Annotated in this window: 20 protein-coding genes and 2 riboswitches; of the genes, 14 read left to right on the forward strand and 6 right to left on the reverse strand. The window is 67.9% G+C overall.

Annotated elements, in window-relative coordinates; translation table 11 throughout:
- Window positions 1-236 precede the first annotated feature (236 nt).
- Genes WG921_RS05300 through WG921_RS05315 form a run of 4 tightly spaced genes read left to right on the forward strand, consistent with a single transcriptional unit; the run spans window position 237 to window position 5,483 of the window.
- Window positions 237-1,277 (forward strand): TRAP transporter substrate-binding protein, encoded by a 1,041-nt coding sequence (locus WG921_RS05300; RefSeq protein ID WP_340108176.1) that lies wholly within the window; start codon window positions 237-239, stop codon window positions 1,275-1,277.
- A gap of 40 nt (window positions 1,278-1,317) precedes the next feature.
- Entirely contained in the window at window positions 1,318-1,815 is a 498-nt protein-coding gene (locus WG921_RS05305) for a TRAP transporter small permease (protein ID WP_340108177.1), read from the forward strand.
- 27 nt (window positions 1,816-1,842) lie between these two features.
- Window positions 1,843-3,114: a TRAP transporter large permease gene (locus WG921_RS05310; protein ID WP_340108178.1), complete on the forward strand. Its 1,272-nt coding sequence runs from the start codon at window positions 1,843-1,845 to the stop codon at window positions 3,112-3,114.
- Window positions 3,115-3,152: 38 nt separating this feature from the next.
- Entirely contained in the window at window positions 3,153-5,483 is a 2,331-nt protein-coding gene (locus tag WG921_RS05315) for a DUF3604 domain-containing protein (RefSeq protein ID WP_340108179.1), read from the forward strand.
- Window positions 5,484-5,530: 47 nt separating this feature from the next.
- Here the strand turns inward: WG921_RS05315 and WG921_RS05320 are convergent, their stop codons facing one another.
- The gene (locus tag WG921_RS05320; RefSeq protein WP_340108180.1) at window positions 5,531-7,138 is read right to left on the reverse strand and encodes an AMP-binding protein; all 1,608 of its coding nucleotides are present in this window, start codon (window positions 7,136-7,138) and stop codon (window positions 5,531-5,533) included.
- Between the two features lie 159 nt (window positions 7,139-7,297).
- On the opposite strand from WG921_RS05320, the gene WG921_RS05325 reads away from it, so the two are divergent.
- From WG921_RS05325 to gcvP, 7 genes are all read left to right on the forward strand, one after another.
- Window positions 7,298-7,684, forward strand: coding sequence for a hypothetical protein (locus WG921_RS05325; protein ID WP_340108181.1), 387 nt, complete (start codon window positions 7,298-7,300; stop codon window positions 7,682-7,684).
- A complete protein-coding gene (locus WG921_RS05330; protein ID WP_340108182.1) occupies window positions 7,684-8,766 on the forward strand; it encodes an NAD(P)H-dependent flavin oxidoreductase in 1,083 nt (360 codons plus the stop codon). The genes WG921_RS05325 and WG921_RS05330 overlap by 1 nt, the downstream gene beginning before the upstream one ends.
- 48 nt (window positions 8,767-8,814) lie before the next feature.
- Window positions 8,815-9,981, forward strand: a complete 1,167-nt coding sequence (locus WG921_RS05335) for a cytochrome P450 (protein WP_340108183.1) — start codon at window positions 8,815-8,817, stop codon at window positions 9,979-9,981.
- Between the two features lie 48 nt (window positions 9,982-10,029).
- Entirely contained in the window at window positions 10,030-11,010 is a 981-nt protein-coding gene (locus WG921_RS05340; protein ID WP_340108184.1) for a DUF6635 family protein, read from the forward strand.
- A gap of 66 nt (window positions 11,011-11,076) precedes the next feature.
- A riboswitch (glycine riboswitch) is annotated at window positions 11,077-11,174 on the forward strand.
- Window positions 11,175-11,178: 4 nt separating this feature from the next.
- A riboswitch (glycine riboswitch) is annotated at window positions 11,179-11,241 on the forward strand.
- 74 nt (window positions 11,242-11,315) lie between these two features.
- The gene (gene gcvT, locus WG921_RS05345; protein WP_340108185.1) at window positions 11,316-12,440 is read left to right on the forward strand and encodes a glycine cleavage system aminomethyltransferase GcvT; all 1,125 of its coding nucleotides are present in this window, start codon (window positions 11,316-11,318) and stop codon (window positions 12,438-12,440) included.
- 21 nt (window positions 12,441-12,461) lie between these two features.
- On the forward strand, window positions 12,462-12,821 hold the full coding sequence (gene gcvH, locus WG921_RS05350) for a glycine cleavage system protein GcvH (protein ID WP_340108468.1): 360 nt from the start codon (window positions 12,462-12,464) through the stop codon (window positions 12,819-12,821).
- Between the two features lie 8 nt (window positions 12,822-12,829).
- Window positions 12,830-15,670, forward strand: a complete 2,841-nt coding sequence (gene gcvP, locus WG921_RS05355; protein WP_340108186.1) for an aminomethyl-transferring glycine dehydrogenase — start codon at window positions 12,830-12,832, stop codon at window positions 15,668-15,670.
- Between the two features lie 69 nt (window positions 15,671-15,739).
- Here the strand turns inward: gcvP and WG921_RS05360 are convergent, their stop codons facing one another.
- Window positions 15,740-16,831 (reverse strand): CaiB/BaiF CoA transferase family protein, encoded by a 1,092-nt coding sequence (locus WG921_RS05360; RefSeq protein ID WP_340108187.1) that lies wholly within the window; start codon window positions 16,829-16,831, stop codon window positions 15,740-15,742.
- A gap of 57 nt (window positions 16,832-16,888) precedes the next feature.
- A complete protein-coding gene (locus tag WG921_RS05365; RefSeq protein WP_340108188.1) occupies window positions 16,889-18,046 on the reverse strand; it encodes a DSD1 family PLP-dependent enzyme in 1,158 nt (385 codons plus the stop codon).
- A gap of 172 nt (window positions 18,047-18,218) precedes the next feature.
- Here WG921_RS05365 and trhA point away from each other — a divergent pair, with 172 nt between their 5' ends.
- Window positions 18,219-18,869: a PAQR family membrane homeostasis protein TrhA gene (gene trhA, locus WG921_RS05370; protein WP_340108189.1), complete on the forward strand. Its 651-nt coding sequence runs from the start codon at window positions 18,219-18,221 to the stop codon at window positions 18,867-18,869.
- An 8-nt stretch (window positions 18,870-18,877) separates the two neighbouring features.
- Here trhA and parC read toward each other — a convergent pair whose 3' ends face one another.
- Window positions 18,878-21,115, reverse strand: a complete 2,238-nt coding sequence (parC, locus tag WG921_RS05375; RefSeq protein ID WP_340108190.1) for a DNA topoisomerase IV subunit A — start codon at window positions 21,113-21,115, stop codon at window positions 18,878-18,880.
- A gap of 47 nt (window positions 21,116-21,162) precedes the next feature.
- Between parC and WG921_RS05380 the strand changes: the two genes are divergently transcribed.
- Window positions 21,163-21,999, forward strand: coding sequence for an SDR family NAD(P)-dependent oxidoreductase (locus WG921_RS05380; protein WP_340108191.1), 837 nt, complete (start codon window positions 21,163-21,165; stop codon window positions 21,997-21,999).
- On the opposite strand, the gene WG921_RS05385 is transcribed toward WG921_RS05380, so the two are convergent.
- Window positions 22,000-22,284, reverse strand: coding sequence for an SCP2 sterol-binding domain-containing protein (locus tag WG921_RS05385; protein ID WP_340108192.1), 285 nt, complete (start codon window positions 22,282-22,284; stop codon window positions 22,000-22,002).
- A gap of 194 nt (window positions 22,285-22,478) precedes the next feature.
- Here WG921_RS05385 and WG921_RS05390 point away from each other — a divergent pair, with 194 nt between their 5' ends.
- Window positions 22,479-23,180, forward strand: coding sequence for a haloacid dehalogenase type II (locus WG921_RS05390; protein ID WP_340108193.1), 702 nt, complete (start codon window positions 22,479-22,481; stop codon window positions 23,178-23,180).
- Here the strand turns inward: WG921_RS05390 and WG921_RS05395 are convergent.
- A complete protein-coding gene (locus tag WG921_RS05395) occupies window positions 23,177-24,292 on the reverse strand; it encodes a pyridoxal phosphate-dependent aminotransferase (protein WP_340108194.1) in 1,116 nt (371 codons plus the stop codon). The two genes, WG921_RS05390 and WG921_RS05395, sit on opposite strands and share 4 nt — an antisense overlap.
- Window positions 24,293-24,320 lie beyond the last annotated feature (28 nt).

Consider the following 24,320-nt stretch of genomic DNA (forward strand, 5'->3'; position numbering starts at 1 on the left):
GCGAAACGGGATCGACGTTACGATGAGCGGCCCGTCGCAGGCCGGGCGTCGGGGCGTTTCACGGGTCGGGCGCGTTCGGTTCCGGCGCCGTGAGCGCGCCGGGGGCGGACGACGGTCATGTCTATCCCCGATCGGGGCGCGCGCGTGATGAAAACAAGCGGAAAACACATGGAGAGACCGGGCGGCGAAGCCCGGCGATACGGTCGGATCAACCGAAGACAACAACGGAGAGTGCTATGACGACGAACATCCAGATGGGATCTCGCGCCCGCGCCGGGCGCTTCGCCCGCGCGGCTGGCGCGCTCGCGGGCGCATGGCTGCTCGCGGCTTCGGCGGGAGCGGCCGTGGCGGCGGATTATCCCAAGCTCGACCTGAAATTCGGCCACCCCTACAACGAGGCGCATCCGCTTGCGCGCGGCGCGCAGATGTTCGCCGATCAGATCGCCGAGAAAAGCGGTGGCGAGATCACGATCAGCGTCTTTCCGAACAGCACCATCGGCTCCTCCCGCGACCTGGTGGAGGCGATGCAGATCGGCGTCGTCGATTTCGCCCTCGTTCCGACCACGAACGTGGCGAGCTTCTATCCGCCGCTCGACATCTATTACCTGCCGTTCATCTTTCGGGACCGTGAACACGCCTACGCGGTCGCGGACGGCCCGGTCGGCGCCGGCCTGACGGCCGACATGCTGGAGAAGATCGGCATCCGCACGCTGGCGATGTACGAAAGCGGATTCCGCACCATCACCACCCGCGACACCAAGGTCTCCGAGCCGGACGACATGAAGGGGATCAAGTTTCGCGTGGTGAACAACCCGCTCAACGTGGCGACCTTCAAGGCGCTCGGCGCCAACCCGACGCCGATGGCGCTTTCGGAGGTCTTCACCGGGCTCCAGCAAGGCACCGTGGACGGGCAGGACAACCCGGTCGGCAATGTGAAGGCGTTCGGGTTCGACAAGGTGCAGGGCAACATCACGCTTTCGAACCATCAATGGGCCGGAATCATGTTCCTCGCCAACGAAAAGATGTGGAAGAGCGTTCCCGAGGAGGTTCAGACCCTCTTCGCGGAGACCGCGCTCGAAACTCAGGCGTGGGAGCGCGAGACGCTGAACGCGGAAGAGGCGAAATACCTCTCGGAGATGGAGACGGGCGGCATGGTCGTCACGCGTCTCACCCCCGAGCAGACGGCTGAATTCCAGAAGGCGATGGCCCCGGTCTGGGCTGAGTATCGCGGCAAGATCGGCGAGGCGCTCGTGCAGAGCGTCATCGACACGAAGTGACCCGGCGGGCCGCCGCGCGGGCCGGTTGGATGAGGCCGGAATGACGACCCGGATTCTGGATCTCACCGAATCCGCGCTGGCGGCCCTGTGCGTCGCGGCGTTCGCGGCGATGTTCGCCCTTGGCGTCGCGACCGTCGTCTTCCGGTTCCTGCTGGATAGCTCGCTCGCCTTCCCCGATGAAATGATCCGCTATCTTTTCGTCTGGATGGTCTTTCTCGGCTCCGCCGTGACCCTGCGGCGGGGAGCGCATGCGGCGATCGGCGTTTTCGTGAAGCTGATGCCGGCGCCGCTCCGGCGCGGGGCGCTGCTGATCGCGGCGGCGACCTCGGCGGGGTTCTTCGCGGTGCTGGTCGGCTATGGGGCCGAGCTCACGGTCCGGGTCGCGCCGCAGATCTCGCCCGCGCTGGAGGTCTCGATGGCGTGGGCCTACGCGGCCGTGCCGACCGGGGCCGCGTTCATGCTGATCTACATGATCGAGATCATCCGCGGGCTGATCGTCGCGCCTGAAGCGGAGCCTGACGCGAATGATTGGGAGTGACGCCATGAGAGAGAACGGTCCCCGCGCATGGTGACGACCGCCATTTTCGCGACGCTGCTGATCCTGATGATGATCAGGGCGCCGATCGCGGTTGCGCTTGGCGTCTCCAGCGTCGTCGGGCTCTTGTTGAGCGACATCAGCCTGGAGATCATCGCGCAGCGGCTTTTCTCCACCAACAACTCCTTTCCGCTGCTGGCGATCCCGTTCTTCATCCTCGCGGGGGAGATCATGGCGACCGGCGGCATGTCGCGCCGTCTGGTGGACTTCGCCAGCGCGCTGGTCGGCCATTTCCGCGGCGGGCTCGGCGCGGTGGCGATCCTCGGCTCCAGCTTCTTCGCGGCGCTTTCCGGCTCCAACGCGGCCACCGTGGCGGCGATCGGCGGCGTGATGAGCGGGCCGATGGCGGAGAAGGGCTATCGCCCCTCCTACACCGCCGCGACGGTGGCGGCGGCGGGCGTGACCGGCATGATCATTCCGCCGAGCATTCTCCTTATTCTTTACGGGGTCGTCACCGGCGTCTCGATCGCGGATCTCTTTCTCGCCGGGATCGGGCCCGGCGTCGTGATCTGCGCCAGCATGCTGCTGGTGAACTGGGTGCTGATCCGGCGCGAGACGGTCGCGGTCGAGCCGTTCGCCGGCGGCGGCGAGATCCTTCGGAGCTTCCGGGCGGCGTTCTGGCCGCTTCTGATGCCCGTCATCATCCTCGGCGGCATTTACGGCGGCGTCTTCACCCCGACCGAGGCGGCCGTCGTCGCCGTGCTTTACGGGATTCTGGTCGGCTTCGCGTATCGCGAATTGACGTTGAGCGGGCTTTATCGCGCCTTCTACAAGGCGGTGATCTCCTCCGCGGTGGTCATGTTCATCATGAACTGCGCCGGAGTTTTCGCCTGGCTGATCACCATCAACCAGATCCCGCAGAACATATCGGCGTATCTCGCGGCCACCGCGGGGAGCGATCTCGTCTATCTGCTGTTCGTCAATCTTTTCCTGCTTCTTGTCGGCTGCCTGATGAACGCGGCGGCGGCGATCGTGATCTTCACCGCGATCCTCTATCCGGCCGCGATGAGTTTCGGCGTCGATCCGGTTCTTTTCGGCGTCATCATGTGCGTCAATCTCTCGATCGGCACCGTGACGCCGCCGCTCGGCGTCGACCTGTTCGTGGCTTCGGCGATCACGCGGGTTCCGGTGGAGCGGATCGTCGTCGTGATCTGGCCGTATATCGCGATTCTGATCGCGGACCTGATGCTGATCACCTATGTGCCGCAGATCTCGATTTTTCTTGTGGAGCTTTTTGCTTGATGGCGCGCGCGAGCGCGGGGCCGATGAAGGAGACGACGATGACCGACAAGCATGCCGCGGCGACCGAGGCCGCCCGGCCGTGGGAGGATATGAATAGCGGCGTGATCCTTCACGCCATCCCCGATCATCTGCTTGGCCGGGCCGAGATCTCCCCCGCCGGCCGCCTCGAGGCGGGCTCTTACGCCTCGTTCACGCTGACCTACACCGCCGGCGCGTATGGAATCGACGATTCGGGAAGTCTTCGCATCTGCTTCCGCTTCGCCTCCGATCAGAGCGCGCCGCAATTCGATGACCCGAAGGGCGCGAATTATTGCACGGTCGAGGCGTCGAACGGCGCGGTTCTTCAACTCCGCTGGGATCCGAAGGCGAATGTGCGCCCCTGGGATCGGACGCTCTGGATCAAGGTGGTGAAAGGCTATCTGAAGGAGGGCGACCAGATCGTGGTCCGTTTCGGGATCACGGATCATGGCGGGCCGGGAATGCGCCTTCAGACCTTCTGCGAAGAGACGTTCGAGTTTCGCGTGCTGGTCGACCCGATCGCAACCTTTAACTTTCAGCCGCTTCCCGAACAGCCGATCATCAACATCGCGCCGGGCGCGCCGGAGCGCTTCGTCGCCGTCCTGCCGACCCGGCGCCGGCCGGGCGAGGCGTTCGCGCTGAAGCTGAAAGGCGAGGACAAGTGGGGCAACCCTTCCGATCTCTGCCAGACCCGTCTCACTCTGGAGGCGCGGGGGCCGATTGAAGGTCTGCCGGCGGAGATGGAGCTTTCTCCCGGCCCGTTCGCCTTCGAAGCGCCGGGCCTTGTGGTGCGGGAGCCGGCCGACGTCTCCATCGTCCTTCGCGGCCCCGACGGCGAAGTCGTCGCGGAGACGAATCCGCTTCGCGTCGAAGAGACGAAGCTCGTTCATTTCTGGGGCGACATTCACGGGCAGTCGGAAGAGACGATCGGCACCGGAAGCGCGCGCGCCTATTTCGCCTTCGCGCGGGACCGCGCCTTCGTCGACGCCTGCGGCCATCAGGGCAATGATTTCCAGATCACCGATGAGTTCTGGGCGGAACTGAACCGGATCACCGCGGAGTTCGACGAGCCGGGAAAGTTCGTTGCGCTGCCGGGCTATGAATGGTCCGGCAACACCGCGCTCGGCGGCGACCGCAACGTCTATTTCCCGGCCGAGGGCCGGATCATCCGGCGCTCTTCGCATGCGCTGATCGAGGATCGCGCGACGGCGAAATACGATTGCCCCACGGCGGGCGCGCTTTTCGCCGCGCTGGCCGAGGCGGAGGAGTTCGACGTCGTCTGTTTCGCCCATTGCGGCGGGCGCTACGCCGATATCGAGCTGGCCCATGACGGCCGGTTCGAGCGGTCGGTGGAGGTGCATTCCTCCTGGGGAACGTTCGAATGGCTGCTGCATGACGCGCTCCGGCTCGGCTACCGCGTCGGCGTCGTCGCAAATTCCGACGGCCACAAGGGCCGGCCCGGCGCGAGCTATCCGGGGGCGGGGAAATTCGGCGCGATCGGCGGGCTCACCTGCTATCTGATGGAGGAGCTTTCACGCCCCGCGCTTCTCGACTGCCTGCGCAAGCGCCGCCATTTCGGCACGACCGGCGGCCCGTCCGGACGGATGGTGATCGACCTGAAGGCGCGCTTCGATCAGGAGGGAACGCTCTATCACGACGACCCGGCGCTCGGCCCGGCGGAAGGGCGCCCGGCGCGCGACGCGCTTATGGGCGATATCGTTCATCTCCCCGATGGAGGCGTGGAGATCGACGTCGATATCGTCGCCTCCTCTCCGGTCGAGCGGGTCGATATCTTCAACGGCCGGGACCTGGTCGAGACGCTGCGCCCCTACGGCGCGGCGGATCTCGGCCCGCGCATCCGGGTGCTCTGGGAAGGCGCCGAGTATCGGGGGCGGTTCCGGCAGGTGGTCTGGGACGGGGAGGCGCGGTTCAAGGGAGCGAAGATTCGCGCCGCCAGCCCGGTCAACTTCTTCAATCGCGACAAGACCCTGTCGCGCGTGGGCGATGACGGGTTGCGCTGGGACGCGTTGACCACCGGCAATTTCGGCGGCTTCGACGTCACGCTGGACGGGGCGGAGGACGCGGTTCTGGAGTTCCGCTCGCCGCTCGTCTCGTTCGAGGCTCCACTCGCCGAAATCGGGCTTGAGGATCGCATCTATGACGCGTCCGGCGAGTTGCCCCGGTTCGTCAAGGCGTTCCGCCTGCCGGAGGAAAACGCCGAGCGCCGGTTCAGCTTCACGCGGCGGATCGACATCAGGCCCGAGGGGGACAACCCGATCTATATTCGCCTGACGCTGGAAGACGGCGCCCGGGCCTGGACCAGCCCGATCTACCTGTTCCGCTCGTCCTGAATCCCGGCCGTCGCCCGCGCGCCGCGCGGGCGACGGCCCGGTCTCGTCTAGCCGCGCCGCTTCAGCGCCCGGAAATCAAACGCTCCGGCGCGCGGATCTTCGTCGGGCTGGAAGATCTTGTGCTTCAGCACCTTCTGCGTGCCGGTCACCGGAAGCGCGTCCATGAACCGGATCCAGCCGGGGGGTTTGAAATAGGCGAGCCTCCGGAAAGCGTGATCGAAGAGCGCGCGGGCCGTCGCCTCGTTCTTCTCGGTTTCTTCGGCGAGGACGACGCAGGCCAGCACCTCCTCGTCGCGCATCTCGTCGGGCGCGGCGACGCAGGCGACCGCGACGACGCGCTCATCCTCGAAGAGGCAGTTCTCGACCTCGGCCGCGGCGATGTTCTCGCCCGAGCGGCGAATGATGTTCTTCGCCCGGTCGATGAAGAAGATCATCCCGCTTTCGTCCATGGACACGGTGTCGCCGGTGTGAAACCAGCCGCCGCGCCACGCCTCCGCGGTCGCCTCCGGCTTGTTGTGATAGCCCGAGAAGAAGCCCTTTCCCGGCGTCTCGGCCGAATGGCGAATGCACATCTCTCCCGGCGTCCCGCGTGGAACCTCGTTCCCGTCCTGATCGAGAACCCGGACCTCCAGCCCGGCGCGCGGCCGGCCGATGGCGCGCGTGTCGGTCATGCGCGGCTCCTCGGCGATGGCGAGGACGCGGCACATCTCGGTCATGCCCCAGCATTCGATGAGCGGGATGCCGAACCGCTCTTCGAACGGATCGTGAAGCGCCGGCTCGACCCCGGCGCCGAGCGCGCAGCGAAGGGCGCCGATATCCGCCTTTCCGACGGTCTTGTCGGCCATCAGCACGGGAATGATGACCCCGAGATAATGGAAGATCGTGGCGCCGGTGTCGCGGATGTCGCGCCACCAGTTCGACGCGGAGAACCGCTCCGGGATGACCTGCGCGTTGCCCGAGAGCAGCACGCCGAAGAAGGTGATGCCGCCGGCGTTGACATGATAGAGCGGGAGCGGGTTGAGAATTCGCTCGCTGGCTTCGCGAAGACCGATCGGCGGCGGGATCAGCAGATAGCTTTCGCCATACATCAGCTCGGCCTCGTGGCTGAGGATGCAGCCTTTCGGCCTTCCGGTAGTGCCGGATGTGTAGACCAGGCTCGCCTCCGTCGCCGGGGTCGGCGGGCCGGAGAGCGGCGGCGGCGCGGCGGGCGGCGGCGGGCCGGCGAGGATGTCCTCGAAAAGCACCAGCGGCGGGCCGCTCTCCGCCTCCGCGACGCCGGCCGCCATCAGATCCCGGCGCGACGCCTCCGCCAGCGCCAGATCAGCGCCGGAATCGTCGATCAGATAGGCGATTTCGCCGGCGCGGTAATCCGGGTTCACCGGCACGATGGAGATCCCGAGCCGGTTCATCGCCAGCCGCATCAGGAAGAACTCGGGCCGATTGCCGATCAGCGTCGCGATCCGGTGACCGTGGCCATAGCCGGCGGCCGAGAGCGCCGCCGAGAGACGGTCGACCTCCGCGGCGGCTTCGGCGTAGCTGAGGATGCGCGGCGCGCCGCCCGTCTTCGCCGGCTCGATCAGAAAGGGCGCGTCGGGCCAGGTCCGGGTCGCCTCGTCGAAAACGGCGCCGATGGTTTTGCCTTCAATCGCGATCATTGGTCCCTCCCAAACTCTCAGACCAATAAGACCGCCCGGCGTCCGCTGTCCAGACGGGGCGGTCATCAATGCGACGTGACTTCTTCTTGCTGGCGTTCGGGTGCGGCGCGTGGTTTTCTGGGTCCGTTAGTGTGGAGGTTCGGAATGCATGGAGTGATATTGGCTGTGATTATCGCGGCGCTTGGCGGGGGCGCGTTCGCGGAGGCGCTGGAGGACAAGCCGATCGCGCCGGACGCCTGGCGGGCGCTGACCACAGGGAAAACCCTGCATTACTACAAGGACGGGGTGTTGTTCGGGCGCGAATACTATCGCAATGATGACGGCGACGTTGTGTTTCGCTTCCCGGACGGGCTGTGCGCGGAAGGGCGCTGGGCCTACGCGGACGGCGAATATTGTTTCGCCTACGGCCCGGATCTCCACTGTTTCCTGCACGTGAAGCGCGGCGCGGATATCGTGATCATCAGCGGGGAAGACGGTGACGAGCAGACGGTCGGGCGGATCGCGGAAAATGAACCCTTGAGCTGTGCGGAGGCGATTGAAAGCTGATGTGGCGTGACAAGAGACTGATGGACCGGCTCGGCATCCGGCATCCGATCGTTCAGGCCCCGATGGCCGGCGCGGCGACGCCGGCGATGGCGGCGGCGGCGGCGAACGCCGGCGCGCTCGGCGGGCTCGGCGTCGCGCTGATGACGCCGGAGGCGGCGGTCGCGGCCTGCAAGGAGGCGCAGGGAGCGACGAACGGCGCGATCTCGATCAACTTTTTCTGCCACGAGCCGCCCCGGCGCGACGCCGCGCGCGAGCAGGCGTCGATCGATCGGCTCGCCCCTTATTACGCGGAATTCGGTCTTGATTACGCGGAATTCGGTCTTGGCGCGCCGGCGGCGCCGACGGCCGGCCCGGGGTTCGGCGAGGCGCAGCTGGAGGCGGCGCTCGCCGCCGCGCCGCCGGTGGTCTCCTTCCATTTCGGCTTGCCCGCGCCGGCGCTGCTGGCGCCGCTGAAGGCCGCGGGCATCTTCATCATGTCGTCGGCCACCTCGCCGAAGGAGGCCGAGGCGCTGGAGGCCGCCGGCGCGGACGCGATCATCGCCCAGGGCTGGGAGGCGGGCGGCCATCGCGGCGCGTTCAACCCGGATGAAAGCTGGGGCGAGATGGGAACGATGGCGCTGGTTCCGGCGATCGTCGACCGGGTTTCGGTTCCGGTGATCGCGGCTGGCGGCATCGGCGACGGCCGGGGCGTCGCCGCCGCGCTGATGCTGGGTGCGGCGGGGGTGCAGATCGGCACGGCCTTCCTGACCAGCCCCGAAGCGTCGGTCCGCGCGCCGCACAAGGCCGCGCTCCTGAGCTCCGACGGGGCGGATACGGTGGTGACGACGGCGTTCTCCGGCCGCCCGGCGCGCGGCATCCGCAATCGCTACATCGAAGAGACCGCGGATATGGTCTGGGCCGATTTTCCATTGATGAACCCCCTGACCCGACCGCTGAGAAACGCCTGCGCTGACGCCGACTCGGCCGATTTCCTGTCGCTCTGGGCCGGGCAGGCGGTCGGGCTGAACCGGAGGACGGAGGGGACGGGCGCCATCGTCTCGCGGATCGCCGCGGAGGCGCAGGCGTTGCTGAACGGCGGTTGACCCGGCCTGCGCCTGAGGCGGCGCGGATCTGTTCGAGGTGAAGATCAGGTGAGCACGGCGCCGGTTTACGAGATCGACCATGCGGCCTTCTGGGCCGATCCATATCCCGACCTTGCAAGGATGCAGGCCGAAGCCCCGATCGCATTCGTCCCGCAGCTGAACGCCACGCTCTTCACCCGCCGCGACGCGATCTTCGAATGTGAAAAGAAGATCGACATCTTCTCGTCCGTGCAGCCGGGCGGGCTGATGACCGTCCTCATGGGCGAGAACATGATGCGAAAGGACGGCGCGGCGCATCTCGATGAGCGCAAGCAGATGTTTCCCTCCGTCTCGCCGCGCACGGTGCGGGATGTCTGGACGTCGCACTTTCATCGGGATGTCGCGCGGGCGCTGGACGCTTTGGCGCCGCGGCGCGCGGCGGAGCTGACGCAGGATTACGCGGCGCCGGTCGCCGCCGACGCGCTCCGGGCGATCACCGGGCTGACGTCGATGACGTGGGAGGACCTGAACGCGGCCTCCCAGGCGATGATCGACGGCTGCGCCAATTATGTCGGCGACCCCGAAGTGGCGGCGCGCTGCGATTGGGGAACCGGACTGATCGACGAGCACATCACCCGAACGATCCCCGCGAAGCGGGCGGCGCCCGACCCGTCGATCCTCTCGGTCCTCATGCGGGCCGGGCAGCCGATGGCGCAGATCCGGGCGAACATCAAACTGGTGATCTCCGGCGGCCAGAACGAGCCGCGGGACGCCATCGCCGGCGCCGCCTGGGCGCTTCTGAGCCATCCGGAGCAACTGGATCTGGTGCGGCGCGGCGAGGTGGATTGGACCCGGGTCTTCGCGGAATATGTCCGCTGGATGTCGCCGATCGGCATGTCGCCGCGCCGGGTCGCGCGCGATTTCGAGTTTGACGGCGTGCGCTTCGAGCCGGAGGAGCGGGTCTTTTTCATGTTCGGCGCCGCCAACCGCGATCCCGCGCATTTCACCGCGCCGGAGCGGTTCGACGTCACGCGCGACGCATCCGCCCATATCGCCTTCGGGGCGGGGCCGCATTTTTGCGCCGGCGCCTGGGCGGCGAAGGCGCTGGTCTCGGAGGTGGCGCTGCCGACGCTTTTCGAGCGGTTGAAGGGCCTCCGCCTGAACGGAGAGGCGAAAATCGGTGGATGGGCGTTCCGGGGGCCGCTCTCGGTCCCGGTCGCGTGGGACGCGGCCTGAGTCCTTTGCGCAGGCGGCGCCGCGCGCCCATATTCCGGAGTGATGGCTGTGGATGACGCCCCCTTCGCCGCGACGCCCGGCGCGCCGGAGCCCGGCCCGACGCCCGACGAGGTGCGCGCGGCGGTGGTCGCGGCCGCGCGCCGTTATTTCGATGAGCGCCGCGCCCGCGTGGACGGGTTCGTCGACCAGTGGTTCACGATCCGCGGCTCGCTCCGGCTGCATCGGCACGCGCTCGGCTGGGACATCGCGCGGGCGCCGGCGAACCTTGCGCTGGCGCCGGTCTTCGCGAGCGCGCGGCTGACGGCGGCGCTCGCCGCCGCCGCGAAACGGCGGCGAACGGCGGGCTGGCTCCGCTCGCGCCGGATCATGTTGGAGACGGCGGTGATGCGGGAGGTGCGGCGGCTGATTCTGGTCGAGCTTCTGGAATTGCCGCCCGATGGCGCCGGCGACGACGCGCTGGCGGCGGCGATCACCGCCGATCCGGCGATCCGCCGGATGCTGGCGGCGGCGGAGCGCGGCGGGCCGGGCCGGGCCGCGCTCCATGCCGGGCTTTCCGAATACGCCGGCGCGCGCGCCGCGGTCGCGGAGATGACCACGGCGCTGGCGACGGTCGGCGCGGGGGCGGCGGTTTTCCAGAAGTTGACGCCGGGAGCGCTCTCGCTCGGACCGGCGCTCGCCGCGGCGATGACGCAGAGCGCGGCCGTCGCGGCGTTTCCGCTCGGCGCGGCCGCAGGGTCGCTCTGGTACGGCGTGATGACGCCGGCGGTTCCCGTGTCTCTGGTGGCGGGGGTGACGGCGGGGCTTGCGGCCTCGGCGTCGGTTCTCGCGGCTTTCGCCGGGGTGGTGGCGGATCCGGTGCAGCGCGGGCTTGGTCTGCACCGGCGGCGGCTTCTCCGGCTGATCGACGCGCTGGAGCGGCAGTTTGTGGAGGGGGAGGCCGCGGGCTTCGTCGCGCGGGAGCATTACGTCGCGCGGTTGCTCGACCTGATGGACGCGGGCGCCGCCGCCGCGCGGGGGCTTCGCTTCTGAACCCGCGACGTCGCCCTTTGGGCATTAACGCTCTTGCCAGATCCGGCGCCGCCGGATTACCGTCTGCATGTCGGATTGGGAGAAGCTGGCGGGTTTGATCTCGCCGGTGCCGAAGGAGCAACCGCCCCGGTAAACTCTCAGGCGCAAGGGACCGGCCCGACACGAAGACTCTGGAGAGAAACGCGGACGCGTTCGCCGAAGGGATAACGATCTCAGGCGCAAGGGACAGAGGGGGCGTCGATGTGAACGGGCGCGCCCGTTTGGAAAACGATGCCGGAACTCCGGCCAGTGATGGAAGTGATGCGATGAGCGATTTGTTTCGGACACCGCTTCATGATCTGCACCTTCGGCTCGGAGCCAAGCTCGTGCCGTTCGCAGGTTATGAAATGCCGGTCCAGTATCCGACCGGGGTGATGAAGGAGCACCTTCACACCCGCGCCGCCGCCGGGCTGTTCGATGTCAGCCATATGGGGCAGGTGATCGTGCGCGCGCCCTCCGGTCGCGCCGCCGACGCCGCGGCGGCGCTGGAGGCCCTGGCGCCGGTGGATCTTCTGGCGTTGGCCGAGGGGCGTCAGCGCTATGCGCTGTTCACGAACGCCGCCGGCGGAATTCTCGACGATCTGATGGTGGCGAACCGGGGGGATCATCTCTTTCTCGTGGTCAACGCCGCGTGCAAGGCGAATGATGTCGCGCACATGCAGGCCAATCTCGACGGCGCGGAGGCGACCGAGTTGACCGACCGCGGGCTTCTGGCGCTGCAGGGCCCGGCGGCGGAGGCGGTGCTGGAGCGTCTCGTCCCCGGAGTGGCGGCGATGCGCTTCATGGACTCGGCCAGTTTCGACTGGCGCGGCGCGGAGGTCTGGATCTCCCGCTCCGGCTACACCGGCGAGGACGGCTTCGAGATCTCCATGCCCGCCGACCGCGCGGAGCCGCTGGCGGAAGCCCTTCTCGCCGAAGAGGAGGTCTGGCCGATCGGGCTCGGCGCGCGCGACAGTCTGCGTCTTGAATCCGGGCTTTGTCTCTATGGCCACGACATGGACGAGACCGTGAATCCGGTCGAGGCGGGGCTGCAATGGGCGATCCAGAAGGCCCGCCGCCCCGGCGGCGCGCGCGAGGGCGGTTTTCCCGGCGCGGCGCCCATCTTCGCGGCGCTCGCCGAAGGGCCGTCGCGCTGTCGCCGCGGGCTCCTGCCCGAGGGCCGCGCGCCGATGCGCGAAGGCGTGGAGATATACGCCGCGGCGGAGGGCGGCGCGCCGATCGGCCGGGTGACCTCCGGCGGCTTCGGCCCTTCGGTCGAAAGACCGATCGCGATGGGATATCTGCCGCCCGATATCGAGGAAGGCGCGACCGTCTATGGCGAAGTTCGCGGCCGCAGGCATCCCGCTCAGGTCGCGCCGCTTCCGTTCAGAACATCAACCTACAAACGCTGAGGAACACCGTCCATGTCGAACATCAAATACACCGAGAGCCATGAATGGCTTCGCGTCGAGGGCGATCACGCCGTGGTCGGCGTCACGACCTACGCCGCCGAACAGCTTGGCGACGTGGTTTTCGTCGAGCTTCCCGAAGTGGGGACTTCCGTCTCTCAGGGCGATGAGATCGTCGTCATCGAAAGCGTCAAGGCCGCCTCGGGGATCGAGGCGCCGGTGGATGGCGAGATCGTCGAGGTGAACGACGCGCTTGCGGACAATCCCGCGCTGGTGAACGAGGACGCGATGGAGGCGGCCTGGTTCTTCAAGATGAAGCTGGCGGACGTCGCCGCGCTCGACGGTCTGATGGACGAGAGCGGCTACAAGAAGATGATCGGCTGAGGCGCGCAATGGCATATTCCCCGACCGACTACGACACCTATGATTTTGCGAACCGCCGCCATATAGGCCCTTCGCCGGAAGAAATGGACGAGATGTTGAAGGCGGTCGGGGCGGAGAGCCTGGATGCGCTGATCGACGAGACCGTCCCGCAGGTCATCCGCCAGAGCGGGCCGCTGACCTGGCCGGCGCTGACGGAGCATGAGCTTCTGGAGAAGATGCGGGCCGTCGCGGCCAAGAACCGGGTGATGGTCAGCCTGATCGGTCAGGGCTATTACGGCACCGCGACGCCGCCGGCGATCCAGCGGAACATTCTCGAGAATCCGGCGTGGTACACGGCTTATACGCCCTATCAGCCCGAAATCGCGCAGGGGCGGCTGGAGGCGTTGCTGAATTTCCAGACCATGGTCAGCGATCTCACCGGCCTGCCGATCTCCAACGCCTCGCTTCTCGACGAGGCGACCGCGGCGGCCGAAGCGATGGCGATGGCCCGCCGGGTGGCGAAATCGAAGGCGAACGTCTTTTTCGTCGATGAGAACTGCCATCCGCAGACCATCGCCGTCGTCCAGACGCGGGCGCGCCCGCTCGGCGTCGAGGTGCGCGTCGGCGCTCCGGAAGCGCTCGACCCCGGCGCCGTTTACGGCGCGCTTTTCCAGTATCCGGGCACCTATGGCCATATCCGGGATTTCACCGCGCCGATCGCGGCGCTGCATGAAGCCGGCGCGGTCGCGGCGGTGGCGACCGATCTTCTGGCGCTTTGCCTGCTGAAGGAGCCGGGCGCGATGGGCGCCGATATCGCGATCGGCTCCGCGCAGCGCTTCGGCGTGCCGATGGGGTATGGCGGCCCGCACGCCGCCTTCATGTCCTGCCGCGACGCGTACAAGCGCAACCTGCCGGGGCGGATCGTCGGGGTCTCCGTCGACGCGCGCGGGGCGCGCGCCTATCGGCTGGCGCTCCAGACGCGCGAGCAGCATATCCGCCGCGAGAAGGCGACCTCGAACGTGTGCACGGCGCAGGCGCTTCTGGCGGTGATGGCGTCGTTTTACGCCGTTTTCCATGGGCCGGTCGGCCTGAGGGCGATCGCGGAGCGCGTTCATTTCAACGCCGTCCGGCTGGCGGACGCGTTGCGCGCGGCGGGCGCCAAGGTGGCTCCCGACGCGTTCTTCGATACGATCACCATCGAGGTCGGCGTCGGGCAGGCGGGGATTCTGGCGGCGGCGGAGCAGCGCGGCGTCAATCTTCGGCGCATCGGTCGGGACCGGGTCGGCGTTTCCGTCGATGAGACGACGGACGCCGACGTGATCGCCCGTGTGCTGGACGCGTTCGGAGTGAGCGAGCCGGCGGACGAAGGCCGGACCCTGCGCGTGCCGGACGCGCTTCTCCGTCAGAGCGCGTATCTCGAACATCCGGTCTTCCACATGAACCGGGCCGAGACCGAGATGATGCGCTACATGCGCCGTCTCGCCGACCGCGACCTCGCGCTGGATCGCGCGATGATCCCGCTCGGCTCCTGCACGATGAAGCTGAACGCCGCCGCCGAGATGATGCCGCTCACCTGGCCGGAATTCGGCAGGCTGCATCCGTTCGCGCCGGTGGAGCAGGCCGCCGGTTACGCGGAGGCGATCGCGGACCTGACCGAGAAGCTTTGCGACATCACCGGCTATGACGCCTTCTCCATGCAGCCGAATTCCGGCGCGCAGGGGGAGTTCGCCGGGCTGATGACCATCGCCGCCTATCACGCCTCCCGCGGGGAGTCGCGGCGGAACGTCTGCCTCATTCCGATCTCCGCGCACGGCACCAACCCCGCCTCGGCGCAGATGGCCGGCATGAAGGTGGTGGTGGTCAAGTCTTCCGCGAACGGCGATATCGACCTGGAGGACTTTCGCGACAAGGCGGCGGCGGCGGGTGAGAATCTGGCCGCCTGCATGATCACCTATCCCTCGACCCATGGCGTCTTCGAAGAGACGGTGCGCACGGTCTGCGACATCACCCATGAATTCGGCGGGCAGGTCTATCTCGACGGCGCGAACCTCAATGCGATGGTCGGGCTGGCGCGACCGGGGGAGATCGGCTCGGATGTGAGCCACCTCAATCTTCACAAGACCTTCGCCATTCCCCATGGCGGCGGCGGACCGGGCATGGGGCCGATCGGCGTGAAAGCGCATCTCGCGCCCTTTCTTCCCGGCCATCCGGAAACCGGCGCGGGGGAGGGCGCGGTCAGCGCCGCGCCTTATGGGTCGGCGTCGATCCTCCTGATCTCATGGGCCTATTGCCTGATGATGGGCGGCGCGGGCCTGACGCAGGCGACCCGCGTCGCGATCCTCAACGCCAATTACATCGTCGCCCGGCTTCGCGGCGCCTATGACGTTCTCTTCATCGGCAATCGCGGCCGCGTCGCACATGAGTGCATTCTCGACACGCGGCCGTTCGCGGCGCATGGGGTCACCGTCGATGACATCGCCAAGCGGCTGATCGATAACGGCTTCCACGCCCCGACGATGAGCTGGCCGGTTTCGGGGACGCTGATGGTGGAGCCGACCGAGAGCGAGACCAAGGCGGAGATAGACCGGTTCGTCACCGCGCTGCTCGCGATCCGGGAGGAAATCCGCAACGTCGCCGACGGCGACCTGCCGGTTGAGCAAAGCCCGCTTCGGCATGCGCCGCATACGGTCGAGGATCTCGTCGCCGAATGGGATCGCCCCTACGGGCGTGAGCAGGGCTGCTTCCCGCCGGGGGCGTTCAGGGTCGACAAATACTGGCCGCCGGTCGGGCGGGTGGACAATGTGTTCGGCGACAGAAATCTCGTCTGCACCTGTCCGCCGCTCGAGGACTACGTCGACGCGGCGGAATAGGGCGCGCGGCGTCGGGCCGCGTCCGGACAGGAGCGGCGAGAGCGGCGTCCGGCCGCTCCCGCCCGCCTGTCAGCCTTCGTCGAGACCGATCTCGCGCAGAATCGCGGCGGTGTCGGCGCCGGGCGCGGGCGGGTCCGCCAGCTCGCCCGCGGGGGTGCGCCCGAACCGGGGGGCCGGGGCCGCCTGCATGACGCCGCCATGCGCCTGCAACGCGCCGCGCGCCTTCATTTGCGGATGGTCCGGCGCTTCCTCCCAGTCCATCACCGGCGCGACGCAGGCGTCCGATCCGGCGAAAAGCGCCGTCCATTCAGCCCGGGTCCTGCTTTTGAAGACCGCTTCATAGGCCGCATGCCGCTCGGGCCATGCGGCCTCGGCCATCTGGGTGTCCTGATGCGCGGCCGGGAGCCCGGCGATGCGCAGGAATTCGGCGTGGAACTGCGGCTCCAGCGCGCCGACCGAGAGAAACCGGCCGTCCTTCGTCTCGTAGGACCGATAGAAGGGCGCGCCGCCGTCGAGCAGGTTCGCCTCCCGTTCGTTCCGCCACCGGCCCTTCGCGATGAAGGAATGGAAGAGCGACATCAGCGCCGCCGCGCCGTCCACCATCGCCGCGTCGACCACTTGCCCGCGCCCGGACCGCCCCCGCTCCCAGAGCGCCGAGAGGACGCCGAGGAGCAGAAACATCGTGCCGCCCGCGTAATCCGCGCCGATATTGAGCGGCGGCGGCGGCGGCGCGTCCCGCCGGCCGATCGCATGGAGGACGCCGGTGACGCCGAGGTAGTTGATGTCGTGCCCGGCGGTCTGCGACAGCGGGCCGTCCTGCCCCCAGCCGGTCATCCGCCCGTAGATCAGGCCGGGGTTCCCCTCCATCACGGCCTCGGGGCCGAGCCCGAGCCGCTCCATCACGCCGGGCCGAAAGCCTTCGATCAGAATATCGGCTCTCGCGATCAGCCGCCGCGCGGCTTCGAGCCCCTTGTCCGACTTGATGTCGAGCGCGACGGAACGCTTGCCCCGATTGACGATATCGGTCGGGTCGGGCGGCCCCGCCTTCCGGACGATGACGATGACGGCGGCGCCGAGATCGGCGAGAAACTGCCCGGCGAGCGGGCAGGGGCCCAGCCCCTCCATCTCGACGACGTTCAAACCTTCGAGCGGCCCGGGCATCGCTCAGGCCGCCTTGTCGCAATTGGTCACTTCGATTCCCTCATCCGCCGTGTCGTTTCAATAGCCGAGACCGCGCGCCGTGACCGGCCACAGCGTCTCCACCTCGCCGTTCCGCACGCCGACAAGCCAGTCATGGAGGTTGCAGGTCGGGTCGCAATGACCGGGAACCAGGCGGAGCTTCTGGTTTATCTTCAGCGCGCCGGCGGGGTCGTCGATGATGCCGTGCTCGTCCGAGCAATGGATGTATTCGACGTCCGCGCGCCCGAACACCTTGGGCAGGCCGCTGTCGACCGCCTGCGCCTTCAGGCCGGCGTCGCAGACCGCCCGATCCGGTTTCACATGACTCATCACCGACGTCAGAACGAAGAGCGCGTTCTCCCATTCGGTCTGATCGAGAGGCGCGCCGTTCCTGTCGAAAACGCGGCCGTAAGCCGCGTCCATGAAGGCGTAGGAGCCGCATTGGAGTTCGGTGAAGACGCCGGACGCCCCCTCCAGCCGATAGGAGCCGGTGCCGGCGCCGGTGACGATCGCGCAGCCGAGACCGGCGGCGACAAGCGCGTCCCGCGCCGCCTTCGTCGTCGCGACAGCGGCTTCAATCTTCGCCTTCCGATCTTCGAAGCGCGGAATGTGCTGGGCCGCGCCCTGATAGGCCTGAAGACCGGAAAACGTCAGCCCCGGCGCCGCGGCGGCCGCCTTGGCGATCTCCAGGACGGCTTCGGTCGTGGTCACGCCGCACCGCCCGGTGTCGCAGTCGATCTCCACCAGCACCTCGATCGTGACCCCGGCGGCGACGGCGGCGGCGGACAGATCGGCGATATTGTCGATATCGTCGCAGCAGACGATGCAGCGGGAGAGTTTCGCGACGTCCGCCAGCATCGCGATCTTTCTCGCGTCGCGCACCTGATTGGAGACAAGAATGTCGCCCACCCCGGCGCGGGCGAAGGCGAGCGCCTCGGAGGCTTTCTGGCAGCAGATCCCGACGGCGCCGCCAACCTCGATCTGATAGGTCGCGACATCGACGGATTTATGCATCTTGGCGTGCGCGCGGTGTGCGACGCCCGCCGCTGCGCAGAAGTCTCGAAGCTTGGCGACGTTCCGCTCGAACGCGTCGAGGTCGATGACAAGGCAGGGCGTCTGGATATCGGCCTCGCTCATGCCGGGAAGAGCGGGAACATCGAAGCCGACTTCGGGCGCAGGGGCGGCGGGTTGGTTCATTTCAGGTTGTCCATTCAAGTGGTTCGGGTCGGCGTCGCCGCCCGTGACGATGCCCCGGGGCGGCCGCGGCGACAAGGGGGAGGCGCGCGCGGCGCCCGTCATGCGCCACATTCCAGCTCGATAGACGCAAGCGCGCCTTTCAGAAACGCGCCCCGGACCCCATAATCTGACGATGGAGACTCGACTCGGAACACGGCGCGTCAAGACGCGGCCGGAGATCATCGCGGACGCGGCGGTCCACGCGCTCGGCGTCGGATTCGGGCTGATCGGCGGCCCGATCCTGATCGCGCTCGTCGCCGCGCGGGGGGAGCCGGGCCCGGTCATCGCGGTGTCGATCTATGTCGCCACGCTGATCGCGATGTTCTCGTTCTCGGCGATCTATAACCTTCTCCCGGTCGAAGGCGCGAAGGACTGGCTGCGCCGGCTCGATCATTCGACGATCTATCTGAAGATCGCCGGCGCCTACACGCCGTTCGCCGCCCTGTCGGTGGGGGGAAAGCTGGGCGTGGGGCTCCTCGCCGGGATCTGGGCGACGGCGGGGTTCGGGATTGCGTTGAAGCTGTTTTTTCCGCGCCGGTTCGATACGCTTTCCATCTTCCTGTATCTCGGGATGGGATGGGCGGCGGTGATGTTTGCGGGAGACATCGCCCGCAGCATCGACACCTCGGCGCTGACCCTCATGTTCGTGGCCGGCGGGCTCTATTCGATCGGGGTGATCTTCCACCTTTGGGAGCGCCTGCCGTTCCAGAACGCGATCTGGCACGTTTTCGTGCTTTCGGCGACAGTGACGCTCTATGGCGCGGTGGTGCTGGAGTTCACCTGACGGCGCGTTCAGTTGAACTTGTTGTCGCGAGGGAAGCCGCGCGGCGCCATCCGTCCCGATGTCGCCCGCTTCGCGAGCCACTCGTCCAGCACGGGTTCGGTCCGGGTCCGCCCGGCCGGGTCGCGCCATGAGAGGCCCTCGGCGAGGTTGAATGTCGTCGCGTCCGCGAGGCCGCCATCCTTGTATTTCTGGAGGCGCACGCCCTTGCCGCGGCTCATCTCGGGCAGATCCGCAAGCGGGAAGACCAGAACCTTCCGGTTCTCTCCCACGACAGCGACATGATCGCCGGAGACTGGGCGGCAGACACGGGCCGTCGCGCCGTCCTTCAGGTTCAGCGTTTGCTTGCCGCTGCGGGTCTGCGCGATCAGGTCGTCTTCGAGCGCGACGAACCCGTCGCCCGCGGAGGACGCGAGCAGAAGCCGCCCGCCGGGCCGATGAAGCAGAAGCGCGACCATGTCCTCATCATTGGCCATGTCGACCATCAGGCGCACCGGCTCGCCCATGCCGCGCCCGCCGGGAAGTTTGTGCACGTCGAGCGTGAAGATGCGCCCGCCCGACGCGGCGAGAAGAAGCTTGTCCGTCGTCTCCGCATGCAGGATGAAACGCCCGGAATCGCCGTCCTTGAATTTCAGCTCGCCGTCGAGCGGCTGATGTCCGCGAAGCGTGCGGATCCAGCCCTTTTCGGAGCAGACCACCGTCACCGGCTCCTTGTCGATCATGGCTTCGAGGCTGATCTCCTCGACATCGGGCGCCTGGGAGATCTCGGTGCGCCGCGCGCCGCCGGGGGCCGAGCGGCCGAAACGGGTGCGGATGTCGCGCACCTCTTCGGCGATCCGCGCCCATTGGAGGCTGGCGTCGCCGATCAGCGCGGTCAGCCCGGCCTGCTCCTCGAGCAGCGTGTCGCGCTCGCGCCGCAGCGCCATCTCCTCCAGCTTCCGGAGGTTGCGGAGCCGCATGTTCAGGATCGCCTCGGCCTGCGCGTCGGTCAGCTCGAACTCGGCGATCAGCATCGCTTTCGGCTCGTCCTCATAGCGGATGATCTCGATCACCCGGTCGAGATTGAGGTAGGCGATGATGTAGCCTTCGAGCACTTCGAGGCGCTTCGCGATCTCGCCAAGGCGATTTTGCGACCGGCGGATCAGAACGTCGCGGCGATGGCCGAGGAACGCCAGAAGCACCTCGCGGAGCCCGCAGACCTTCGGCGTGCGCCCGTCGATCAGCACGTTCATGTTCAGGCTGAAGCGGGTTTCAAGGTCGGTCAGCCGAAACAGGCTCTCCATCATCTGCGCCGGATCGACGCTGCGCGAGCGCGGCTCGAGAACGAGGCGGATATCCTCCGCGCTCTCGTCGTGAAGATCGGCGAGGATGGGGAGCTTCTTCGCGTTGATGAGGTCGGCGATGCGCTCGATCAGTTTCGATTTCTGCACCTGATACGGGATCTCGGTGACGACGACGCGCCAGAGCCCCCGGCCCAGATCCTCGCGCTCCCAGCGCGCGCGAAGCCGGAATGAGCCGCGGCCGGTCTCATAGGCGGTGAGGATGTTCGCGCGCGGCTCGATCAGAACGCCGCCGGTCGGGAAGTCGGGGCCGGGAATGATCTCGGCCAGGGTCTCCGGCCGGGCGTTCGGCGTCTTGATCAGATGCAGGAGCGCGTCGCAGACTTCGTGCACGTTGTGCGGCGGGATCGAGGTCGCCATGCCGACGGCGATGCCGCTGGAGCCGTTGGCGAGAAGATTGGGGAACGCGGAGGGCATCACCACCGGCTCGCGCTCGGAGCCGTCGTAATTGTCGCGGAAATCGACCGCGTCCTCCGAAAGGCCGACCATCATCGCCTGAGCGGCGGCCGTCAGGCGCGCTTCCGTGTAGCGCTGCGCGGCGGCGTTGTCCCCGTCGATATTGCCGAAATTCCCCTGCCCCTCGACGAGGGGGTAGCGCTGGGAGAAATCCTGCGCGAGCCGCACCAGCGCGTCGTAGATCGCCTGATCGCCATGCGGGTGATAGCCGCCCATCACCTCGCCGACGATCTTGGCGCATTTCCGGAACGCGGAGCCCGGCTCCAGCTTCAGCATGCGCATCGCGTAGAGGATCCGCCGGTGGACGGGCTTCAGCCCGTCGCGCGCGTCCGGCAGCGCTCTGTTGGTGATGGTCGAGAGCGCATATTGCAGATACCGCTCGCCGAGCGCCCGGCGCATCGGCTCGGCAATGATTTCACCAGGGTCTTTGTCATCGTCGCGTTGATCGGCCATAGACGCCGTATAGGGGGCGGGCGGCCCCCGGGTCCAGAGAGGACGGCATGACGAAGCGGACAATCCTCATCACCGGGTGCGCATCCGGCATCGGCGAAGACGCGGCGACGACATTGCGCGCGCGGGGCTGGCGGGTTTTCGCCACCTGCCGGCGCGAGGCGGACGCCGCGCGGCTGCGCGAGGCCGGCTTCGAGAGCTGGCGGCTCGATTACGAGGACGAGGAGAGCGTGGCCGCCGGCGCGGCGGAGGCGCTGGCCCGGTCCGAGGGGCGGCTGGACGCGCTGTTCAACAATGGCGCGTGGGCGCTGCCGGGCCCGGCGGAGGACCTGCCGAGGGATGGGCTGCGCGCGATCTTCGAGGCCAATCTCTTCGGCCCGCATCAGCTCGCCGCCGCGGTCCTGCCGGCGATGAGGGCGGCCGGGGGCGGGAGGATCGTGAATTGCTCATCGGTTCTCGGCATGGTCGCGGCGCCCTATCGCGGGGCCTATAATGCGACGAAATTCGCGCTCGAAGGGTTGACGGACACCCTGCGGCGGGAACTCGCGGGCGCGCCGGTGGAGATCGTCCTGATCGCGCCCGGCCCGATCCTGACCCCGTTCCGGCGAAACTCCCGCGCGCCGTATGAACGCTGGATGCGGCCGGCGCGCGCCGGCTCCAGCCACCCGCAGGAGATCTGGAGCGAGATCGAGCGCCGGCTCTACAAGGACAAGAAGGGCGGGCGGTTCGACCTCCAGCCCGCCGCCGTGACCGCGAAGCTGATCCGGGCGCTGGAGGATCCGCGCCCGCGCGCGCGCTATCTGGTGACCACCCCGACCTATCTTGCGGACATTCTGCGCCGGGTCCTGCCGACGCGGGCGCTGGACCGGGTCATCGGGCGGCGCTGATCAGAGCAGGGTCTGCAATTGCAGCGCGACGGAAAGGTCGCCGTCCACCTTGATCTTGCCGGTCATGAACGCGGTGGTGGGGCTGAGATCGCCGGTCAGAAGCTTCTTGAGGTCCTTCTTCGACAGCGAGATCACGCAATCGGCCTCCATGTCCTCGCGCGTCACCTCGCGGCGATTGATGATGAGAACGCCGTCATCGCCGCAATCGAACTTCAACACCTTGTCGAAATCCGAAGCGGCGACGCGGTCGCGCATCTCTTGCGGAATGTCATCATGCGTGGACATCGGTCAGGCGCCTTTACCAGTTGGAGCGTGATCGCCAAGGGGGACGAGACCCAAGCATACCGATCCGCGCCGGATCCGAAACCGCAAAAGACGCGTTGCGGTGATATCTCCCCGCCCGCGCCGGCCCCCGTTCGCAAGGGCTTGACGGAGCGCCCGGGCGCGGCGAGCGTCGGCGCGATCCGGAGGAGTGCGAGATGGCGATCAAGGCTGCGGTTTTCGATGTGTTCGGCACGGTGGTGGACTGGCGCGCGGGCGTCGCGGGGGAGGTGGCCGCGCAGTTCAGGGCCAAGGGGCTCGAGCATGACGCCGGCGCGTTCGCAGACGCCTGGCGCGGCGAGTATCAACCGGCGATGGCGCGGGTCCGGAGCGGCGCGCGCGGCTATGTTCCGCTCGATCGGCTCCACCGCGAGAATCTCGACATTGTGTTGGCGGCGAGAGGGCTGGAGGCGGCGTTCGACCCGGTGGAGCGGGATGCGCTGAATCACGCCTGGGAGCGCCTGCCGCCCTGGCCGGACAGCGTCGCCGGGGTCGCGGCGATTCGGGAGAAGTCGCCGGTCGCGACATGCTCGAACGGCTCGATCGCGCTGATGGTTTCGCTGGCGCGTTTCGCCGGGCTGAGCTGGGATGCGATCCTCGGGGCGGAAATCGCCCGCGGCTACAAGCCCGATCCGAAGGTCTATCAGGCCTCCGCCGCCGCGCTCGGGTTCGCCGCGGATGAGGTGCTGATGGTCGCCGCGCATAACTCCGACCTCGCCGCCGCGCGCGCGGCCGGGCTGAAGACCGCGTTCATCCCGCGCCCGGACGAGAAAGGCGCCGGCCGGGGCGAGACCCGGGCCGAGGCGGATTGGGATCTGATCGCCGAAGACCTCGTCGACCTTGCGCGGCGGATCGGCTAGGAGCGGGCCGCGCGCGCATCGCCGAGCGCCGCGGGGAGCGCGGCTTCGAAGAGGGCCATGTCCTCCGGGCGCCCGGCGCTGACGCGGATGCAGCGGTTCTGCGGCGCGACGAAGGGCATCCGGACGAAAATGTCGCGGGCGATCAGCCCGTCGAGCACCGCCTTCGCGAAATCACCGTCGGCGCCGCAGTCTATGGTGACGAAATTCGTGGCCGAGGGCAGCGCGCGTAGCCCGTTCGACGCGGCGATGGCGGTTATCCGGCGCCGCGCTTCGGCGACATTCCGCTTCACCTCCGAGAGCCATTCATGGTCCGCGAGCGCGGCGAGGGCGCCCGCCTGAGCCACGCGGTTGACGCCGAAATGATTGCGGACCTTGTTGAACGCGGTCGCGAGCGGCTCGGCGGCGATCGCATAGCCGACGCGGGCGCCGGCCATGCCATGCGCCTTCGAGAAGGTGCGAAAGCGAATCACCCGCGGATCGTCCGGGTCGATCGCGGGCGCGGTCCCTTCGGGGGCGAAATCGATATAGGCCTCGTCGAGGCAAAGAAGCGCGCCCGGCGGCGTCGCATCGATCAGGCGCTGCACTGCGGCGGCGTCCCAGAAGCCGCCCATCGGATTGTCGGGATTGGCGAAATAGATCAGCCGCGCCCCCTCGGCGCGCGCCAGCGCGATCAGGCTTTCAGGGTCCTCCCGATCGTCGACATAGGGCGCCGCGACCAGCCGCCCGCCATAGCCGGCGACATGGAAATTGAAGGTGGGATAGGCGCCGAGCGAGGTGGCGACGGAGACGCCCGGCTCGACCAGCATCCGGCAGAGATAGCCGAGCATGCTGTCGATCCCCTCGCCGACGGTGATGTTGTCGGGGGAGACGCCATGATGCGCCGCGAGCGCGTGGCGGAGATCGTGATTTTCCGGGTCGCCGTATTTCCAGATGTCCGCGGCCGCCTGACGCATCGCCTCGATGGCTTTCGGCGAGGGGCCGAACACGCTCTCATTCGCGCCGATCCGCGCGGCGAAGGCGCGCCCGCGCGCGCGCTCCTGCGTTTCAGGGCCGACGAAGGGCACGGTCGAGGGCAGACTGGCGACAAGATCGGTGTAGATCGGTCCGGGCATAAGGCGCTTCCTTGAAGATTCGATCCTA

The organism is Paludibacillus litoralis (genome assembly GCF_037646705.1).
Taxonomy (GTDB): Bacteria; Pseudomonadota; Alphaproteobacteria; order Rhodobacterales; family Rhodobacteraceae; genus Pikeienuella; species Pikeienuella litoralis.

Coding starts and splice junctions, on each gene's coding strand:
- WG921_RS05300 (WP_340108176.1), top strand. CDS start 237: ATGACGACGAACATCCAGATGGGATCTCGCGCCCGCGCCGGGCGCTTC.
- WG921_RS05305 (WP_340108177.1), top strand. CDS start 1,318: ATGACGACCCGGATTCTGGATCTCACCGAATCCGCGCTGGCGGCCCTG.
- WG921_RS05310 (WP_340108178.1), top strand. CDS start 1,843: ATGGTGACGACCGCCATTTTCGCGACGCTGCTGATCCTGATGATGATC.
- WG921_RS05315 (WP_340108179.1), top strand. CDS start 3,153: ATGACCGACAAGCATGCCGCGGCGACCGAGGCCGCCCGGCCGTGGGAG.
- WG921_RS05320 (WP_340108180.1), bottom strand. CDS start 7,138: ATGATCGCGATTGAAGGCAAAACCATCGGCGCCGTTTTCGACGAGGCG.
- WG921_RS05330 (WP_340108182.1), top strand. CDS start 7,684: ATGTGGCGTGACAAGAGACTGATGGACCGGCTCGGCATCCGGCATCCG.
- gcvT (WP_340108185.1), top strand. CDS start 11,316: ATGAGCGATTTGTTTCGGACACCGCTTCATGATCTGCACCTTCGGCTC.
- gcvP (WP_340108186.1), top strand. CDS start 12,830: ATGGCATATTCCCCGACCGACTACGACACCTATGATTTTGCGAACCGC.
- WG921_RS05360 (WP_340108187.1), bottom strand. CDS start 16,831: ATGCCCGGGCCGCTCGAAGGTTTGAACGTCGTCGAGATGGAGGGGCTG.
- WG921_RS05365 (WP_340108188.1), bottom strand. CDS start 18,046: ATGAACCAACCCGCCGCCCCTGCGCCCGAAGTCGGCTTCGATGTTCCC.
- trhA (WP_340108189.1), top strand. CDS start 18,219: ATGGAGACTCGACTCGGAACACGGCGCGTCAAGACGCGGCCGGAGATC.
- parC (WP_340108190.1), bottom strand. CDS start 21,115: ATGGCCGATCAACGCGACGATGACAAAGACCCTGGTGAAATCATTGCC.
- WG921_RS05380 (WP_340108191.1), top strand. CDS start 21,163: ATGACGAAGCGGACAATCCTCATCACCGGGTGCGCATCCGGCATCGGC.
- WG921_RS05385 (WP_340108192.1), bottom strand. CDS start 22,284: ATGTCCACGCATGATGACATTCCGCAAGAGATGCGCGACCGCGTCGCC.
- WG921_RS05390 (WP_340108193.1), top strand. CDS start 22,479: ATGGCGATCAAGGCTGCGGTTTTCGATGTGTTCGGCACGGTGGTGGAC.
- WG921_RS05395 (WP_340108194.1), bottom strand. CDS start 24,292: ATGCCCGGACCGATCTACACCGATCTTGTCGCCAGTCTGCCCTCGACC.